We start from the raw sequence: 19,243 nt of genomic DNA on the forward strand, positions 1-19,243 counted from the left end.
GTTGATGCCAAAATAAGTGAACATTTTTATCGTAATACCTAGTACCTAGTTGGGTCGTTAGCTCAGTCGGTAGAGCAGTTGGCTTTTAACCAATTGGTCGAAGGTTCGAATCCTTCACGACCCACCACTTTACTGAAAGTGTATAAATCAGCGTAACAGTTTTAATAGACAATAGATGGGTCGTTAGCTCAGTCGGTAGAGCAGTTGGCTTTTAACCAATTGGTCGAAGGTTCGAATCCTTCACGACCCACCACTTTACTGAAAGTGCATAAATCAGCGCAACACCAGATGGGTCGTTAGCTCAGTCGGTAGAGCAGTTGGCTTTTAACCAATTGGTCGAAGGTTCGAATCCTTCACGACCCACCACTTATTTTTCCCGCTGTGTTTCTCTCGAATAGTCACTGAATTTTCCAAGCTAAACTCCAATACTCAGTATCAAATTTAATACCTTCGTCTTATTCTTCCCACGGAAAATACTTTTTTAACATATTATTTATGCTGGCATTTTCTACTTTTGTCGCATAATGTTCTCAGCTAAGTATCTAATTTAAGCCGCTTAGGTTAAAGACTAAAAAGGAGACCTTAGGTCTCCTTTTGCATTAAGCGGATTACATATCTATAGCGCTTAATCTAACAGATTGTTTTCACGAACATATTGCTCGAAATCTGTGCAGCCACCTATGTGCTTCTCATCGACAAAAATCTGCGGTACGGTTTCAACTGGCTTACCGACAGTTTTTTCTAAATCTGCTTTAGAGATGCCTTCTGCATGGATATCGACATATCTGAACTTAAAGTCATCACGTTTTTCAACGAGTTGCTCAGATAATTGCACAGCACGAACGCAATAAGGACAGCCAGGACGGCCAAAAATAACAACGAACATAATAGCTCCTTAGGATTACTTTAGTCGTTTTATACCATAGGCCTAAGTGAATTGATAATGTCAGCCGCGTTTATTTTCAGTTTGATAGCGACCTTGATAATCAAAATAGCTTTCGAGCAGATCCCAGCCTTTTTTATGTTTCTTCAGCAGCAAGAGATCGGGCATGCGGAATTTATCCGCATCGCTGATTAACTCTGTCACCTTAGTGTATTTTTTCGGTTTTAATCCCGGTGTACGGCTATGGGGAAAGATGAATAAGGCATATAGGGCTCGCCACTGGGCCGGCGTTTGTAATTTAAAGCGGCGATTGAATTCATTGCCGTCGATATCGAGGTACTGCACTTTCAGATTGCCGTCATCGTCGATGAGGCTCATATGCTGGCAGCGGAATAAATGATGGTGCTGCTGGCTGAGCACTTGGCGTAGGCGTTTATCGGGATCGATGAGGGTCGATTGGCAGTGCTGGCAAATGCGTGCGGCAATATCATTCTCTTCGCCGCAATCAGGGCAAGATTTTGATCTAAATCGAAAGTTACACTGCAGCTTTTTACCTTGCTGTTCGACTATGCCCTGACAGCGGCGACCAAAGTGTTCGATAATGTCGCCATCGTCGTCTGTGAGTCCCCAGAATATATTGGCAAAATCGCATACTGGGCAATGCACTTGCACAGGTACCGATTTACTGTTGGGTTTAGCTTGGCCGACCTCGGGAAAATACAAGTCATAACCATTGGCAGCATAGTCGATGATAAGACAATCTTTTTTGCCTTCAGCGATTCGCAATCCACGGCCGATCATTTGTTGAAACAGACTGACTGAAGCGGTAGGGCGCAAAATAGCAATCAAATCCACATGGGGCGCGTCGAAGCCTGTCGTCAACACAGCCACGTTGACTAAAAACTTAAGCTCTTGGGCTTTAAAGCGTTCAATCGTCGCGTCACGTTCATTGTCGTGCGTTTGTGCCGTGATAATGGCGCTCTGCGCAGCGTGAGCTTGGTTGAGTATGTTAAAAATCTCATTGGCGTGACGTACCGTTGCCGCAAAAATGATAATACCTTTTCTATGTTGGCTCAGTTCAATGAGTTGTTTCACAATCGCAGTGGTCGCGCGGCCGTAATGTCCCAGTAAATCGTTAACCTCGGCTTCGGCATATTCGCCATTCTCGTTTGCTTTAAGTTGGCTGAAGTCGTACTGGGCACTTAGGCCATCAAACAGGGTTGGCGCTGTGAGGTAACCTTGCTTAATGAGCGGCCTTATGGGCAGCTCGAACACACAATGTTCGAACACGGCATGTTCGGGCGACCCCACTTTGCCGTGATAGTGTTGCTGATAAATCCAGCCAGTGCCAAGGCGATAGGGCGTGGCGGTGAGACCGAGCAATCTTAATTGGGGATTTTTCGTGCGTAAATGGTTGAGTACTTGCTGATATTGGCTGGTTTTTTCTAGGCTGACTCTGTGGCATTCATCAATAATGACTAACGAGAACGGCTGATCGAACTGCGTTAATCCCCGCGCTGCCGATTGAATACTGGCAACGACGGTTTTTCCGTCGGTGGCTTTTTGATTGAGTCCCGCCGCATAGATACTGGCTTGTACTGTGAGGAGGCCGACTTTCTCGGCATTTTGCGCAACTAATTCTTTCACATGGGTGAGCACTAAGACTCTGCCTTTGGCGATGCGCGCCAGTTCGGCGATCACTATGCTTTTGCCGGCGCCTGTGGGCAATACAAGTACGGCGGAAGCTTGGCTTTGCCTAAAATGGGCGATGGCGGCATTAACCGCTTGCTGTTGATAGTCTCTGAGTTTGACTGACACGCTGATAAAAAATCTATGCTGAATAAAAGTGAGGTTGCAAGCTTAACATAACAGGCAAAAAAAATGCCCCTGGTTGGAGGGGCAAGCTAGAGAAAGGAGCAATCACACACACTCTCTCAACAGGGTTCACTTTTAACCTGAGGTTTAAAAAGGGAGGTTCAGGTTACACTTAGCCTATTGGGCATAGGCTAAGTGTTGTGGACGTTATTCTTAACTCGGATATTACTCAGTACGATTCAAGCGTGATTCAATCAAGGTCTCGATCACCGCTGGATCGGCCAAGGTTGATGCATCCCCTAAGTTGGTCACTTCGTTAGCGGCAATCTTACGCAGGAAGCGGCGCATGATCTTGCCTGAACGTGTCTTAGGTAAGCCCGTCGCCCATTGGATGAGATCTGGCGTTGCCAGCGCACCAATTTCTTTACGAACCCATTGACGCAGCTCTTGACGTAGCTCTTCGGTTTCTTCAGTACCACGGGTTAGCGTGACGTACGCATAAATACCTTGGCCTTTAATATCATGTGGGTAGCCAACTACTGCAGCCTCGGCAACCAGTTCGTGTGATACCAGCGCACTTTCAACCTCTGCTGTACCTAATCTGTGGCCGGACACGTTGATCACGTCATCGACGCGGCCAGTGATCCAGTAGTAGCCATCTTCATCGCGGCGTGCGCCGTCACCGGTAAAATACATGCCACGGAAGGTTTTAAAGTAGGTCAGTACAAATCGTTCATGGTCGCCATACACAGTACGCATTTGGCCCGGCCAAGAATCGAGTAACACTAAGTTACCTTCGTTCTCACCTTCTAAAATATTCCCCATGTTATCCACTAAGGCGGGTTGAACGCCAAAGAACGGGCGGGTAGCTGAGCCGGGTTTAGTATCGGTCGCGCCTGGCAGTGGGGTGATCAAAATACCGCCCGTTTCAGTTTGCCACCAAGTATCGACGATAGGGCAATGCTCATGACCTATGACCTCATGGTACCAACGCCACGCTTCTGGGTTGATAGGTTCACCTACCGAGCCCATGATCCTCAAGCTACTACCATCGAACTTATCGAAGTGTTGTTTACCTTCGGCCATCAGCGCGCGAATTAGCGTTGGCGCAGTGTAAAGAATGTTCACTTTATGGCGGTCAATCATTTCGCCTAAACGGGCAGGGCTTGGATGATTTGGTACACCTTCATGGATAAGCACAGTCGCACCATTGGCGAGCGGGCCGTAAACCATGTAAGAGTGGCCAGTGATCCAACCCACATCCGCGGTACACCAGTACACTTCACCCGCTTTGTAGTCGAACACATATTCATGGGTCATAGATGCATAAACCATGTAGCCGCCAGTGGTGTGCAATACGCCCTTGGGATTACCGGTTGAACCTGAGGTATACAGCAGGAATAATGGCGCTTCGGCGTCCATTTCCTCTGGTTGACAGTACTCAGATGCGGTTTCCATCAGTGAGTGCCACCACACATCACGGCTTTCTACCCAATCCACTTTGCCGCCCGTGCGTTTAAGTACGATGACTTTCTCAACGGTAGTGACATCAGGGTGCTTTAAGGCATCATCTATGTTGCGCTTCAATGGGATAGCACGACCACCGCGCATACCTTCATCTGAGGTAATAATGACTTTGGATTTACCGTCAATCACGCGAGAGGCGATTGAATCCGGTGAGAAACCACCGAAGACCACAGAGTGCACCGCGCCGATACGGGCACAGGCGAGCATAGCGACTGCGGCTTCTGGCACCATAGGCATGTAAATTGTGACTATATCCCCGCGGCGCACGCCTTGGCTGCGCAGTGCGTTCGCGAATTTACACACCTCTACATGTAATTCACCGTAGGTGATTTTGCGTTGTTCGCTGGCGTTATCGCCTTCCCAAATAATCGCCACGCGATCACTGTGCTCGGCTAAGTGACGATCTAAACAGTTGGCAGAAGCATTTAGGGTGCCGTCGTAAAACCAGTTGATCGATAAATTATGATCATCAAAAGAGGTTTTTTTAATTTTGGTATAGGGTTTTATCCAATCAATACGCTTGCCGTGTTCTCTCCAGAAACCTTCAGGATTGACAATCGACTCTTGGTACATTGTTTTATATTTATCGTTGTTTACAAGTGCATTGGCAGCGATATTGCCGGAGACTTTGTAGAGAGACTGCGAGCTCATAGGGCTTCCCTTTTGAAAAATTGCGTGGACTGAGTATGGTATGCAAGGGGGCGGCAACTCCATTAGACCTTGGTCTAGTTTTAAATTTTCCTTTATATTTAGTCTGTTGCATTAAAAATCCGGCTAGATTTTAGACAGGTTTTATCGCACAATAATCATAAAAAAGAGCAAAGTATGAATTTAACCTTAGTCGTCGCCGTTATTGCCGTCTGTTATGTCTCGCTTTTATTCCTATTAGCGTGGGGGGCGGAGCGTTGGTTTAGCCGGATCACCAAAAAGCTACAGGTCGGTATTTATGGCCTGAGCTTAGCGGTCTACTGCTCTTCGTGGAGTTTTTTAGGCACAGTCGGCCAATCGGCTAAGGATCTCTGGTCTTTTTTACCGATTTTTATCGGCCCCATTCTTATTTTCACCTTAGGTTTTGGCATGTTACGCAAGATGGTATTAGTGTCTAAGGCACAAAATATCACCTCAGTGGCCGACTTTATTGCCGCCCGATACGGCAAATCTCAAACCTTAGCCGCCTTAGTCACCTTAATAGCCTTGTTTGGCATCATGCCCTATATCGCCCTGCAGCTTAAGGCGATGGTGTTCAGCCTTAACCTGTTTCAACCCGCAAACGATCCCCTCGATGGCGTGACAATTCCGTTACTGATCACGTCTTTATTAGCCATATTTGCCATTTTATTTGGTACCCGCAAACTCGATGCCACCGAGCACAATCCCGGCATGATGCTTGCGATTGCCTTTGAGTCTCTGGTGAAGCTCGCCGCATTTTTATTGGTCGGCGTCGTCATTAGTTTTGGGGTGTTCGATGGTTTTGGGGATATTTGGCAGCAGGCGAATGCGCAGTCGCTGATTAATTATCCCAATCCCCGTATCGAAGCTTTAATGCCTGAGTTACTTGTCGGAATGGCGGCGTTTTTGTGTATGCCAAGGCAGTTCCATGTGATGGTGGTGGAATGCGCCGATGAGTCTGTGCTGTCGAAAGGACGTTGGCTGTTTCCCATCTATTTAGCGCTTTTTGGTTTATTTGTTGGACCGCTCGCCTTGGCGGGGAAGATCATCCTCGGCGATTCAGTGTCGGCCGATACCTATGTGATTAATTTGCCACTCGCTTTAGATCAACCTTTGCTGGCGGTGATTGCACTGCTGGGCACACTTTCGGCGGCAACCGGCATGGTGATAGTGGCGGTGGTGACCATTAGTGTGATGGTGAGTAACGAATGGCTGGTGCCTGTGATGCTGCGCACGGGCCATATCCGCGAGAAAAACTTCAGCCAGTTCTCGCAGTTGTTGCTCAATGCCCGCCGTTTGGCGATCGTGATCATTCTTGGCTTAGGTTATGGCAGTTATCTGGCCTTAGCGGACAGTGATTCCTTATCCCATCTCGGCATGTTGTCCTTCGGGGCTTTTGCTCAGTTAGCGCCTGCCTTAGTGGGCGGACTCTATTGGAAACACGGCAATCGTGCTGGGGTATTTTTAGGGCTCGGCGTGGGCTTTACGCTGTGGTTTTACATCATGTTGCAGGGCATGACAGATGTGCAAAGTTCATCGGTGTTCTTGTCTGGCGTCGCGAGCGAGAAAGGCCTGCTAGATGCGATAACGCCCAATGTGCGTGATGCGCTAACGGCACTTTTTGCCAATATCGCCTGTTATATTTTGGGGTCGATTTGGTTTAGGGCGGGTGTGGCCGAGCGTATTCAGGCCAGTGCCTTTGTCAGTCCTGGCAAGTTGAAAAACAGCGCCAATAAGAAAAATGGCCCGATTTCACAGCAGGATTTGCTTATTCTCGCCAGTCGATTCGTCAGCCCAACACGGGCCTACGAGAGTTTTAGCCGTTTCTCAATTGACGCCGTAAAAAGTGATAGTTGGCATAAAGCGGCGCCGCCAGAGCTGATTTTCCACACGGAACGTTTATTAGCGGGCGTACTCGGCGCCTCAAGCGCGGCGTTGGTGATGGATTCTGTGCTACAAGGGCGTGATTTGGCGCTGGATGAAGTGTTCAGTCTAGTCGATGAAGCTTCATCGAAAATTATGCTCAGCCAAGACATGCTGCGCGGCGCGATTGAGCACGCCTATGAAGGCATGAGCGTGATAGATAGCGATCTCAACCTAGTAGCTTGGAATTATAAATATGTGGAGCTGTATCAATATCCCGATGGATTCTTGCAGCAGGGCATGCCCATCAGCGAAGTGATCCGTTTTAATGCGGCGCGGGGTTATTGCGGTGAAGGGGAAATCGAACAGCAGGTTGAACAGCGGGTGCAGCACATGCGTAATGGCACGCCGCACACTTCTGAGCGCCATCGCAGGGACGGTAAAGTGATTAAAATTCAAGGTAATCCCATGCCAGACGGTGGCTTTGTGATGACCTTTACCGATATTACTCAGTATCGCGAGCAGGAGCGCGCACTGCTCGAGGCCAATGAAACCTTAGAAAGCCGCGTTAACGAACGTACCTACGAATTAGCCATGTTGAACAGTGAGTTACTCGAGGCTAAGGCGCAGGAAGAAATTGCCAACGCCTCCAAGAGTCGCTTCTTGGCCGCCGTTGGCCATGACTTAATGCAGCCACTAAATGCCGCGCGGTTGTTTACCGCATCTTTATCTCAGTATCCCAATTTAGATCGCGAGGCCAGAACCACCTTATCCCATGTGAATAGCTCGCTAAAGATCGCCGGCGAGTTGCTTACCGATCTGCTGGATATTTCTAAACTCGATTCCGGCATGGTGGAGGTGAATCGGCGTGACTTTGCGATTTCAGAACTGATCAACGGCTTATCCGTAGAGTTTGAGGCGATGGCAGCGGACAACCAAATCCGTTTTAAGATGATCCCATGCAGCGCGACCGTTAATTCTGATCCTTCGTTGTTACGCCGAGTCCTACAAAACTTTTTAACCAATGCCTACCGTTACGCCCGTGGCGGCAGAGTCTTGTTTGGTTGTCGCCATCGCGGTCATTATCTTGAGATCCAAGTATTAGACACGGGCTGTGGTATCGATGAAAAGGAAACCCAAGAAATTTTTAAAGAATTCAAGCGGCTGAATAATCCTAAGAGCAACAATGTCAGCGGCTTAGGCTTAGGTTTAGCGATTGCCGATCGCATCAGTAAAGTGCTGGAACACGGCATTCAGGTTTCATCCCATTTAGGCCGCGGCTCGGTATTCTCTATTTGCGTGCCGCTCGGGGAGACTGTGCGTCAGCCGCAAGTGAAGGCGTTGCCGTCGCTGCTGCAGCCGTTATCGGGTATCAAAGTGCTGTGTATCGACAACGAAGAGGCGATTCTTGCGGGGTTAGAAAGTCTATTAAGTCGTTGGCAATGTGAGGTTATTTGCGCAAAAGATTTATCTGATGCACGCATTAAGCTAGGGCTGAAAGGCGTTGCGCCAGATATTGTGCTCGCCGATTACCACTTAGATGATGGCCAAAATGGCGTTGATGCGATGGACGGTATTCGTGCCCTGTACGGCAAAGACTTGCCCGGCATTTTGATCACCGCCAATACCCGTAAAGAGCTGGTGGAAGATGTGCAACGCCGCGGCTATCACTATATGGCGAAAATGATAAAACCTGCCGCGCTGCGCGCCTTGATTTCTAGCTTAGTGAAATAAGTTTAGTAGCATGTGTTTTGCATAATTAACTTAGCAAAACTAGCTTGGCAAGATAGGTTTAGTAATAGGCGCTCGGTAAAATGAGTTTAGTGGAGTCGGTACGTTAATCGAAAGTCCAGATAACCCGCGCAGTTGCTATGCGGACTATCTGGACTAAACACAGGGCTAAAAGTTTGGTTGGCTAAAGGTTTGTCATCGTTCTTTAGTTCATCCCTAATCAAGTGAATGATCAGAGTTTGAAAACGGCGAGTTTGCCATTTAAATTCAGTGATAACTCCGCCAAACTTTCACTTTCTTGGGCTAGATAGGTTGCCGATTCAGAAACTTCGAGCGCTGAGTTATTAATCCCGCACACGTTTCTGTTCATGTCTTCAGCGACCACACTTTGTTCTTCTGCGGCGGTAGCGATATGGGTCGCCATGTCACTCACATGTTTGATGTGGGCTACGATAAGCGATAAATCACTTCCCGCTTTTGCCGATTGACTCACACTGTTTTCTGCCAGCGCACGGCTTGCATCCATTGCCTTAGCGGCGCTCACGGCCCGTTGTTGCAATAATGAAATCGTGTTCTGAATTTCTTCGGTTGATTGTCTGGTGCGACTGGCGAGTTGTCTCACTTCATCGGCGACCACTGCAAACCCTCGTCCTTGCTCACCTGCGCGGGCGGCTTCAATGGCGGCATTCAGTGCGAGTAAGTTAGTTTGATCTGAAATTGCGCTGATCACTGAGGTGACTTCGCTGATCTGCATGACTTCCTCTTTAAGCATGTTCACTTGATCCGTCGCTTGCTCCACTTCTTTGGCGAGGGCATGAATTCCGTCCACACTGGCGTGAACATCTTGGTCGCCAAGGCCTGCTTCCCATGTGGCTTCTTTGGTATCTTTGGCCGTGCTCTCCGCATTATTCGCCACATCGGCGATAGTGGCGCTCATTTCATTCATGGCGGTGGCGAGCTGGGCAAGCTGATCCCGCTGATTATTCACTGCTTGATTGGTTTCCTCTGCGGTTGAGGCGATACGAGCCGAGGCATGGGCAACATTATCAGCGCTATGACTCGCTTCCAGTAAGGTGCTACGAATCGAGCCAATGCTTTGGTTGATGTTGCGGGCTAAGGTGCCAAGCTCGTCTTTACCATAGACCTTTAATTGCGTGGTTAAATCCCCCTTTGTGATGGCGAGCATCGCCTGATTTACATCAACCAGTGGCCGAGTGATAGAGTGACTAATGGCATAACCTAGCCAAGCCATGAGCAAGATAAGCACTAATGTCGTGCCTCCCATGACAAAATACTCATGCCAAATGGTGGCTTCGATATCTTGGAGCAACATGCCTGAGCCCAAGATCCAGCCCCAAGGTTTAAATCCCATTACCAGTGACATTTTTTGCGCCGATTTACCGTTAGCTGTCGTCCAGCGGTATTCGACTAAGCCTTGTTTGCCATCACGGCCGAGTTCGACCATTTTGTACCAGTAGTTTTCTTCGCCTTGATTGCCCATTTGTTGGCCAACTAATTCTCTTTTGATGGGGTGGACGATGACGCGCCTCGATTCATCAATCACAAACAAGTAGTTATCATTATCAAAGCGCATGTCGTTCAACATGTCCTTGGCGGCTTGCTGTGCTTGCTCTAAGGGCAGTGATTGGGATAACGCCTGAATGCGGCTGCTGGCGAGGGACAATACGGCATTAAGCCGTGCCTCACGCTCCGCCATCAGATTGTGCTTTAAAGCGGTAACAGAAATAACGAGTAAAATTAAGGCGCCTGCGAGGGCGATGATGAGCTGTAATGCGAGTTTGCGATTGACGGCTATGTCAGCGAGTTTGAACATATGATCTCCATGTCTTGGTGTAGCTATTTAAGCCATTCCTCAGCTCAATTTGTTGGCGGATATTGGCGAAAGATGTGTGGGGTAAAGTTAGCGATATAAGCATTGCTGGCTTTGGTAAAATTTCCAGTTGGCGAATTAAATAAATGCACTAAATTACAGAGTATTAATGGAAATTGTGAGCAATATTGCAATTGCAACCTTAGCGCGTTTATCTATCGAGAGGATACGAGATTCGAACAAGGGAAGGGGCTGCTGAGTACTGATATAAGCCAGGCAGTTCGAACCCCTAGCGCACAGTGCGCAGGGGTTCGTTTATTCGACATTAAAGGCTTATTGAGTTGAAAGAGCGTTAAGCTAAAAAATGGCCAAGCGTTAAAGTATCAACCGTGGCTGATAAGCTGCGGCTCAAGACTTTTTGATACCGCGCTAATACCTGCTGCGACTTGCTTCATCGCACTGGTGAGTTGGCTTAATTGTGCTGAGCTAATCACATAGGGCGGCATGATATAGATAAGGTTAGCGAAGGGGCGAACCCACACCCCTAAATCAACAAATTGTTGCTGTAGCTCAGCGGTATTGACGGGATCATGCATCTCTAACACGCCGACAGCGCCGAGGACTCGCACGTCCTTAACACTCGGTAAATCAATCGCATCCTTAAGTTCTAAGCGCATTTGCTGCTCGATAGCGGCCACTTGCGTTTGCCATTCATTGCGGTTAATTAAGTCTAAGCTCGCACACGCCGCCGCGCAGGCCAGCGGGTTGCCCATAAAGGTCGGCCCATGCATAAACACGCCAGCGGGAGATTGGCTGATTCCTTGGGCGACTTTATCGGTACACAGCGTTGCCGCTAGGCTGATGTAACCGCCCGTTAGCGCTTTACCTAAACATAAGATATCTGGAGTGATATTGGCGTGTTCATAGGCGAACAGCTTGCCTGTGCGGCCAAAGCCAGTAGCGATTTCATCTAAGATTAATAGCACATCAAACTCATCGCACAGGGCGCGAATACCCGCTAAATAATCTGCGCTGTAAAAACGCATCCCGCCAGCGCCTTGCATGATTGGCTCTATAATCACAGCAGCAATATCATGGTGATTTGCACTTAAAATGCTGCGCATTGCGGTTAAATCATCGGCTTGTAAGGCTTCGCCAAAGGCGGTTTGTGGTGCAGGCACAAAGGATTGTTTTGTCAGCGCATCGCCAAACATAGTGTGCATGCCACCTTCGGGATCGCACACGCTCATGGCGGCAAAGGTATCGCCGTGGTAACCCTTCTTAACGGTAAGAATGCGTTGTTTTAGCGGCCGCTCTTTATGTGCGCCTTGCTCCTGCGAGCTCTTACTTTGCAAACTCTTACCTTGCAAACTTTGACCTTGCCAATATTGCAACGCCATTTTGATCGCCACTTCGACTGAGATAGAGCCAGAGTCGCATAAAAAGATTTTCGTCAGCGGCTCGCAGGTCATAGCGATAAGTTTTTTACACAGTTCAATGGCGGGTTCATGGGTGATGCCGCCAAACATCACATGGCTCAGCTGATGCAGCTGTTTTTCCATCGCGGTTAATATCTCGGGATGCGCATAACCGTGCACACAGGCCCACCATGAGCTAGTGCCATCGACCAGCTTGCGGCCATCGACGAGTTCGAGCTCGCAGCCCTTCGCACTATGTACACCAAAAACAGGAAGAGAACGGGTCATTGAGGTGTAAGGATGCCAAATATGGGCGCTATCAAAATCAAAATCGAGTAAATTGCGCATAAATGCTCACTAAGTTGGTGGTAAAGTAGCCATTAGTAAACTGGATTCACTGGTTGGCGTTGACAGTTTAAGGGCTGAGGTTATCCTAGCCAAGATAAAAGACAGAATAAAAAGGGTGTTCAATGTCGCAGTTGCAAGTTCGTCATGATTGGAAGCGGGAAGAAATCGAAGCCTTATTTGCGCTGCCGATGAATGATTTGTTATTTAAAGCCCACAGCATTCACCGTGAAGTGTACGATCCCAATGAAGTGCAAATTAGCCGCTTGTTATCGATTAAAACCGGTGCTTGCCCTGAGGATTGTAAATACTGCCCGCAGAGCGCCCGTTATGACACAGGTCTAGAGAAAGAGCGTTTGCTGGCAATGGAAACTGTGCTGACCGAAGCGCGCAGCGCTAAAGCCGCGGGGGCTTCTCGTTTCTGCATGGGGGCCGCTTGGCGTAACCCAAAAGAAAAAGACATGCCGTACCTTAAGCAAATGGTACAAGAAGTCAAAGCCTTAGGCATGGAAACTTGCATGACGCTCGGCATGCTTTCTGAAGATCAAGCGAACGATTTAGCCAGCGCAGGCTTAGATTATTACAACCACAATTTAGATACTTCGCCTGAATACTACGGCGATGTGATCACCACACGTACCTATCAAAATCGTCTAGATACACTGACAAATGTGCGCGCCTCAGGCATGAAAGTCTGCTCTGGCGGGATTGTCGGCATGGGTGAAAAGGCGACGGATCGTGCAGGCTTACTGCAACAGTTGGCCAATTTACCGCAGCACCCTGATTCAGTGCCGATCAATATGTTAGTCAAAGTGGCGGGCACGCCGTTTGAGAAACTTGACGATCTCGATCCACTCGAGTTTGTGCGTACTATTGCTGTAGCGCGTATTTTAATGCCACTTTCGCGCGTGCGTTTATCGGCTGGCCGCGAAAATATGAGTGATGAACTGCAGGCCATGTGTTTCTTTGCTGGCGCCAACTCGATTTTCTACGGTTGCAAATTGCTGACTACGCCAAACCCAGAAGAAAGCGATGATATGGGGCTATTCCGACGTTTAGGTTTACGTCCAGAGCAGGGCGCAGCGGCAAAATTGGAAGAAGAAAGTGCAGTATTAGCCAAAGCAGCAGCCTATCAAGATAAGTCATCGGCACAATTCTATGACGCGGGTGCTTTGTAAGAACACTGAGTTCATGTTGTTTGACGCACATTGTTGGATAACATGTCAATCCTGTTGGTCGTAGTCTGTTTTGACTGCGGCCGACAGGCTTATTAAATGTGCTCTATTTCTAAGGCAACCGTCTTAAACCGAACACTCATAGGGTAATCATTGTTGAGACCATTGTTGAAACAGTCATTTTTGAGTCAGTCATGCTTGAGGCTACATCGATGAGTTCTCTGCTTGAGACTAAAATTGCCGCCCGTCAGCATGCTTTGCGTGAGCAAGGATTACTGCGACAACGTAAAGTGCTGAGTGTCGATCATGCCCTTAACACCAACGCATCCACTTCGAGCCCACGTTTTGTGTTCGAAGGTCGCGCCTATGTCAATTTCAGCAGTAATGATTATTTAGGTTTATCCCGCGTACCACAACTCGCTGAGGCCTTGCACCTTGGCGCGCAAACCTACGGTGTGGGTAGCGGCGCATCGCCCTTAGTGACAGGATACAGTGACGCACATTTGGCGCTGGAGCGTGAGCTTTGCGCCTTAACGGGACATGAAGCGGCATTGTTATTTTGCTCGGGCTTTAGTGCTAATACGGCGCTGATGAAAACCCTGTTTGATCAGCACGATATTGTGGTTGCCGACAAACTCGTACATGCCTCCATTATTGATGGTTTGCAAGATAGTGGCGCGCAGCTGAAACGTTTTTTACACAATTCCTTAGAAAGCGCTGAGCGGTTACTTGCTCGAAATCAAACATCGGCGTTAATCACTGAAAGCGTGTTTAGCATGGACGGAGATTGTGCGCCAATTGCCCAGTTATCGGCGCTTTGTCGCCAACATCATACTTGGTTGGTTGTCGATGATGCCCATGGTTTTGCGGTGCTCGATGGTTATCACAATGCAGAGGCCGCCAAGCTTATCGATGTGCAAGTGGTGACCTTTGGTAAAGCCTTAGGTTGCCAAGGCGCGGCCGTGTTGGGGAGTCAGGCGCTGATCGATTTTTTGGTCAGTAACGCCCGCGAATATATTTACTCGACTGCTTTATCGCCCGCCAATGCGGCGCTAGCCTTAGCCGCGACTCAGTACAGCACAGCACATCCCGAGTTACAGCAACAACTGCTTGAGAATATTAAGCTATTCAAACGGTTATGCCGAGAGGCTAATGTGCCCCTTTTAGGTTCAGATACCGCGATTCAGCCGCTGATCATTGGGGATGCGTTGCAAACCTTGCAAGTAGCCGAGGAGCTAAGGGCTGCAGGAATTTGTGTTGGCGCGATTCGCCCGCCGACCGTGCCTGTAAGCTCTGCGCGTTTACGCATCACCTTAACGGCAGCCCACGCCGCCGAAGATATTACGGCGTGTGTTGCGCAATTAGCTCAAGTGCTCAGTCGCGTCGGTGTGCCGCTTGTGACTGAACGACAAGCTGCGGATGATCACAGATAAATGTACGCTATAGAACGCGTTATTCTATTGAATTTTAAGTTTTTATGGTTGAGTGTTAACTGCAATGCCAAGCCCGATTAAATCCAGCAAGCCCAACGCGAGTGAACCAAGCTCTAACGCGCTCCAGTCCAGTGAGCCCAAGTCGAGTGAGTCCAAATCTTGCGAGTCAACAGCTCACGAGTCGAGTGTGAGCGAATCTGCTGTAATGCAAGCTTTTGAAAAACAAGCGATTGAAAAAGTAGCTGTTGGAAAAAGAGCAATTGACAAAGAATCCAATGTTCACGGTGCTCAGATTGCAGAACGATTCTCTGCAGCGGCCCATAGTTATCAAGACCATAATCAGTTACAGCGTTTGAGCGCCGCCAGTTTACTCAGTGAGTTTATCGCCCAAGGTCATCTGTTGGACATTGGCGCAGGCCCTGGGACCGATTTTGCGGCGTATCACTCTGAACATCAATCAGGTTGTCACTCTGAGCATGGTTCGATACAAAATCCACCGACAGCTGTGTTTGCCGTGGATATCGCCCTTGGCATGTTACACAAGCTAAAACAAACTTATCCCGATTATCATGGGGTTTGTGCCGATGCCGAGTGTTTACCCTTTGTCGATGGTTGCATCGATGTGATTTATTCGAATCTGGCTTTGCAGTGGTGTGCGAATTTTCCCGCCGCGGTAGCCGAAATGGCACGGGTGCTAAAGCCGGATGGCGAGTGTCATTTGAGCTTAGTGGCGCAGGGGAGTTTGAATCAATTAGCCGAATTAGGCTTAAGAGTGAATGACTTTTCGACACTGGAGGCGCTAAAAACTGCATTTAAACTCGATACATGGCAGTTCTTAGAGGTGCAGCTCATTCCTATGACAGTGTATTTTGATACTCTCAAAGCATTACTCTATTCCATCAAAGGGGTGGGCGCCTCGGTGCAATCGGCCAGTGCAACCCATTCAGCTAGTTCAATCAGTTTAGCCAATTCAATCAGTTTAGATCATTCAACGATTCAGTCAGCAGGAGAGGTTGCTGGCGCAATAGCCGCTGCAGAATTAGCCCCGCGGCTGCGTGGTCGCCAAGATTGGCAGGCATTGCAGGCCAAAGCCGAATCCTTACGTGTACCCCAAGGTTTGCCGTTAACCTACCAGATAGTGCAGATACGTGCTCGGCGCAGGATGTAAAAGTTTCACACTATGTTTTAGCTACAACAATATTCATGCACACATACTTAGCATTGATTAGCGATAGGGACTTTGATTTGTGGACTTGTGGATTTAAAGGTCTACAGGTTTGCGTTTTAGCTTTATGGAGAGTGCACTTCACAAAAGTGCACTCAATAGCGACAGATAAGGATCTAATATGTTTTTTGTAACAGGTACAGATACCGACAGTGGTAAAACCTTAGTCTCATCGGCGCTGTTAACCGCGGTGAACCGTTTGGGCGCGATAGCCAGTGCTGACTCGGCTGTGAGTATTTTAGCGTCTAACACGCTGTCGACCTTAGGTGTTAAGCCCATTGCCTCGGGCTGCGCACAAACCTCCGAAGGCTTGCGTAATGCCGATGCACTGCAGTTGATGACTTCATCGTCGCTGAAACTTACTTATCCTGTCATTAATCCTTTTACCTTTGAACCTGCAATTGCGCCGCATATTGCTGCCGCCCAAGTGGGCGTGAGCTTAGCGCCTGAGGCTATTATCGAAAGTTTGGATTTAGCGGCATTTGCTCAAGCGGATTTTTGTTTGATTGAGGGCGCGGGTGGCTGGCGTTTGCCCTTAGGCGAGGGCCGATATTTATCGGAGGTGGTACAGAGATTAGAACTGCCAGTGATACTCGTGGTGGGCATGAAGCTCGGTTGCTTAAATCACGCACTGCTCACTCAAGAGGCAATATTGGCCGATGGGCTTAAGATTGCAGGTTGGGTCGCCAATTGTGTCGACCCGAATATGAGTATGTTTGCGGAAAACTTGGCGAGTCTTAAAGAGATGATGTCAGCGCCTTTCCTCGGCTGTGTGCCTTTTCTTGATGATCCCAGTGCTGAAAATGCCGCCGATTATCTTGATACTTCGCCGCTTTTTCAAAGCGTTGAGGCTAATGCATAGGCAGTGCCTAACTAATGTTTAGCCGCTGAGCGGCTTAATGCTTTCATCTAAGCGTTACCGCTAATGTATTTAGACAAAAAAATAAGCCTCACATTACGTTGAGGCTTATTTATATCAAGGCTACTGATTAATGCTCGCAAATGAGTGACTGCACATTAAAGCTAAGAGTCACTATCAGCGATTGATCTGTTGCTTCAATGCCGTTGAGGCTTTAAAGCTGGGCTGATTGTAACCGTCGATTTCTATGGCTTCGCCCGTTTGTGGATTACGCCCTGTTTTAGCGACATGGTATCTGAGTTCAAAGGTGCCAAATTGTGGCAGGAAAATTTTCTCGCCTTCGCTCAAGGCGACGTGGATCTGTTGCAGTATCTGCTCAACTACAGGTTTAGTGCTCGCTTGCGATGCATTGAGCTCGGCGGCAATACGTTGGATAAGTTGTGCTTTGTTCATAGAAACCTCTGAAGTCAGCTTAGGTTCAATCAAAGGGGAGTTATAACAAGCTCGTCCCGAGATTGAAAGCCATAGCAAGCTCAGCGCGGTTGATTGGTGTTTTATTGACAGGCTTGTGAAGCTTTTGGTGATTGTGTGTTGCTAAAGTAAGTACAAGTTTGTCGGATTGAGTGGTGGGCTGATTTTACTGGGCGAAGTGACAGACTTAATTTAAAGGCTTATTGAAAGCCTTAGTTTAAAACCTTAGTTAAAAGGCCTAAGCGCAAGGCGTATTGCGCTTAAGCTATGGGTTGAACACTATTCAACCGTTGGGTGATGAGAAACCCCTTTTAACGCTTGCCTATGAAAAGAGTGTTTCTTCCAGAGTGCGACCTTTCAGCAGCATCTTGTATTGCCATTGATGCTGATTGAAGAGGGCGAATAGGCGCATCTCAATATCATTGTTGTGCGCTTTTTCTGTATTTGTATCTAGCTGGATAATAAACACATTGCTTTGTTTTGAGCTGATGTTCACCACTCCCGCCAGTTTTGCCACTTCCGCTTGCAGTGCATCGCTCTCACAATTTTGCATGGTTAACGTCAGGTAATCGCTGTCGGTCGACGCATGCATTGACACAGCTTGGCTCAGTTGGCCTTTATCTAAATACAACACTTGATCGCACAGCTTTTCGAGCTCATCGAGATTATGCGAGCTGATCATAAAAGTTGTGGTGGGCGATAAGGCTTTGACCAGTTCACGGACTTTTTTTGCATTGGCAGGGTCGAGTCCCGCCGTCGGTTCATCTAATAATACTAATTCTGGCGAGCCAATCAGCGCCTGCGCAATCGATACACGTTTACTCATACCGTGGCTAAGGCTAGGCGGTTTTTGTTCGGCAACATCAATTAGATCGACCAAGGCCAACACGCGCAGTGCCTCTTGCTTTGCTTGCTCCACGTTCATGCCCTGCAGGCGAGCGAAAAATATTAACTGGCTGACAATCGTCAAGTTGGGATCGAGTACTGCATCCTGGGGTAAAGCGGCAATCTTGCCTAAGAGTTTAGGGCTATTGGGGGCTTCACCGAGTAGGGTTATGGTTCCAGAGTTGGGTGATAAATAGCCGCATAACAGGCTAAAAAGCGTGGTTTTACCCGCGCCATTGGGACCGACAAGGGCGATGGGGGCACCCGCTTCAAGACTGAAACTCACATCATTCAGCGCCTTTTTGCTGCCGTAAAACTTCGACAGCCCTTGGCATTGGATCAGACTCATAGCGAGCTCCTTTGCATATAAATTCTGCCGAGCAAGAGGGCCACAGCGGTTTGTAACAGTGGAATTGGGGCATAGACTAAGCTATTGAGTCCATTGGTATTGAGCATGTCCGACAGTTGAACACCGGGTAATACCCACTGGAGTTGTGCGAGTAGGCTAGATTGATTCGCTAACACCACGATAGTGATGGAAATCACTGTCCATAAAATGGTGGCAAACACCATAGCTTGGCGTGCCGTGCGTGCATACAGGGACAATAAAGTCATCACAGCCGTGTAGGGCAAGATCACTATGATGAGGTTAAGACCCACCAAGGCGCCAGACGTTAACGCAGATAAAAACAGTTGGCTGTTGCGGCTGAGCGCGAGGGCGACAGTGGCGATAATCGTTAATAGGATCAGTAAACCTTGGATCAGAATTTGGCCGAGAAAACGCCCGAACAATAAGCTGTCACGGCTAGTGCGTATGGTTAAAAAGCGCAGCGTGCCGCGGGTTTTATCCGATGAGAACTGATCGGCGGCGATAATACCAATTACATTAATTAACTGGTCAAAATTGTCCACGGTCTAGTACACAATTCTATCACTCTTGCTTTCTTCTCAATGAAGGTATTCCATGCGATAGAGCACTGTTCGACAATATCGTCATAACCACTAAAACAACGATTGGCCAACACATTTTGACGCAGCCATTGCCATACCTGCTCTATTGGATTCAACTCCGGTGAATAAGGTGGCAACTTGAGAAGCGTCAGATTATCAAAG

General features: G+C 48.2%; 13 protein-coding genes, 3 tRNA genes and 1 pseudogene. 8 read left to right on the forward strand and 9 right to left on the reverse strand.

Features of this window, described 5'->3' with window-relative positions; translation table 11 throughout:
* Positions 1 to 51 precede the first annotated feature (51 nt).
* The 3 genes from L5M38_RS22050 (at position 52) to L5M38_RS22060 (ending at position 366) form a co-directional block, all read left to right on the forward strand.
* Positions 52 to 127, forward strand: a tRNA-Lys gene (locus L5M38_RS22050).
* A 50-nt stretch (positions 128 to 177) separates the two neighbouring features.
* Positions 178 to 253, forward strand: a tRNA-Lys gene (locus L5M38_RS22055).
* A 37-nt stretch (positions 254 to 290) separates the two neighbouring features.
* Positions 291 to 366 (forward strand) — tRNA-Lys (locus L5M38_RS22060).
* Positions 367 to 625: 259 nt separating this feature from the next.
* Here the strand turns inward: L5M38_RS22060 and L5M38_RS22065 are convergent.
* From L5M38_RS22065 to acs, 3 genes are all read right to left on the reverse strand, one after another.
* Positions 626 to 886 carry a GrxA family glutaredoxin gene (locus L5M38_RS22065; protein WP_028760344.1) on the reverse strand — a complete coding sequence of 87 codons (261 nt, stop codon included), beginning with the start codon at positions 884 to 886 and terminating at the stop codon, positions 626 to 628.
* Between the two features lie 60 nt (positions 887 to 946).
* On the reverse strand, positions 947 to 2,701 hold the full coding sequence (locus L5M38_RS22070) for a DEAD/DEAH box helicase (RefSeq protein WP_263180308.1): 1,755 nt from the start codon (positions 2,699 to 2,701) through the stop codon (positions 947 to 949).
* A gap of 222 nt (positions 2,702 to 2,923) precedes the next feature.
* Positions 2,924 to 4,876 carry an acetate--CoA ligase gene (acs, locus tag L5M38_RS22075; RefSeq protein ID WP_263180309.1) on the reverse strand — a complete coding sequence of 651 codons (1,953 nt, stop codon included), beginning with the start codon at positions 4,874 to 4,876 and terminating at the stop codon, positions 2,924 to 2,926.
* Positions 4,877 to 5,050: 174 nt separating this feature from the next.
* Between acs and L5M38_RS22080 the strand changes: the two genes are divergently transcribed.
* Complete coding sequence (locus L5M38_RS22080; protein WP_259215690.1) at positions 5,051 to 8,491, forward strand: PAS domain-containing hybrid sensor histidine kinase/response regulator; 3,441 nt, start codon at positions 5,051 to 5,053, stop codon at positions 8,489 to 8,491.
* Positions 8,492 to 8,720: 229 nt separating this feature from the next.
* On the opposite strand, the gene L5M38_RS22085 is transcribed toward L5M38_RS22080, so the two are convergent.
* Positions 8,721 to 10,322, reverse strand: a complete 1,602-nt coding sequence (locus L5M38_RS22085; RefSeq protein ID WP_263180310.1) for a methyl-accepting chemotaxis protein — start codon at positions 10,320 to 10,322, stop codon at positions 8,721 to 8,723.
* Between the two features lie 380 nt (positions 10,323 to 10,702).
* Complete coding sequence (bioA, locus tag L5M38_RS22090; protein ID WP_263166544.1) at positions 10,703 to 12,085, reverse strand: adenosylmethionine--8-amino-7-oxononanoate transaminase; 1,383 nt, start codon at positions 12,083 to 12,085, stop codon at positions 10,703 to 10,705.
* A 122-nt stretch (positions 12,086 to 12,207) separates the two neighbouring features.
* Between bioA and bioB the strand changes: the two genes are divergently transcribed.
* The 4 genes from bioB (at position 12,208) to bioD (ending at position 16,777) form a co-directional block, all read left to right on the forward strand.
* Complete coding sequence (gene bioB / locus L5M38_RS22095) at positions 12,208 to 13,260, forward strand: biotin synthase BioB (protein WP_006081265.1); 1,053 nt, start codon at positions 12,208 to 12,210, stop codon at positions 13,258 to 13,260.
* 209 nt (positions 13,261 to 13,469) lie between these two features.
* Positions 13,470 to 14,690 carry an aminotransferase class I/II-fold pyridoxal phosphate-dependent enzyme gene (locus L5M38_RS22100; RefSeq protein WP_263180311.1) on the forward strand — a complete coding sequence of 407 codons (1,221 nt, stop codon included), beginning with the start codon at positions 13,470 to 13,472 and terminating at the stop codon, positions 14,688 to 14,690.
* A gap of 64 nt (positions 14,691 to 14,754) precedes the next feature.
* Positions 14,755 to 15,858 carry a methyltransferase domain-containing protein gene (locus L5M38_RS22105; protein WP_263166540.1) on the forward strand — a complete coding sequence of 368 codons (1,104 nt, stop codon included), beginning with the start codon at positions 14,755 to 14,757 and terminating at the stop codon, positions 15,856 to 15,858.
* 178 nt (positions 15,859 to 16,036) lie between these two features.
* The gene (gene bioD / locus L5M38_RS22110; protein ID WP_006086317.1) at positions 16,037 to 16,777 is read left to right on the forward strand and encodes a dethiobiotin synthase; all 741 of its coding nucleotides are present in this window, start codon (positions 16,037 to 16,039) and stop codon (positions 16,775 to 16,777) included.
* A gap of 174 nt (positions 16,778 to 16,951) precedes the next feature.
* Here bioD and L5M38_RS22115 read toward each other — a convergent pair whose 3' ends face one another.
* From L5M38_RS22115 to L5M38_RS22130, 4 genes and pseudogenes are all read right to left on the reverse strand, one after another.
* On the reverse strand, positions 16,952 to 17,227 hold the full coding sequence (locus L5M38_RS22115) for an HU family DNA-binding protein (RefSeq protein WP_006086318.1): 276 nt from the start codon (positions 17,225 to 17,227) through the stop codon (positions 16,952 to 16,954).
* A 340-nt stretch (positions 17,228 to 17,567) separates the two neighbouring features.
* Complete coding sequence (locus L5M38_RS22120; RefSeq protein WP_263180312.1) at positions 17,568 to 18,479, reverse strand: ABC transporter ATP-binding protein; 912 nt, start codon at positions 18,477 to 18,479, stop codon at positions 17,568 to 17,570.
* A pseudogene (locus L5M38_RS22125) lies at positions 18,476 to 19,006 on the reverse strand (ABC transporter permease subunit); the annotation flags it as partial. The gene L5M38_RS22120 and the pseudogene L5M38_RS22125, both read right to left, overlap by 4 nt.
* Positions 19,007 to 19,020: 14 nt before the next feature.
* Positions 19,021 to 19,243, reverse strand: a 223-nt coding sequence (locus L5M38_RS22130) for a transposase (RefSeq protein WP_263180313.1), incomplete at its 5' end; no start/stop codon positions are given.

The sequence above is a fragment of the Shewanella sp. SM101 genome (assembly GCF_025654465.1).
GTDB classification, from domain to species: Bacteria; Pseudomonadota; Gammaproteobacteria; order Enterobacterales; family Shewanellaceae; genus Shewanella; species Shewanella oncorhynchi.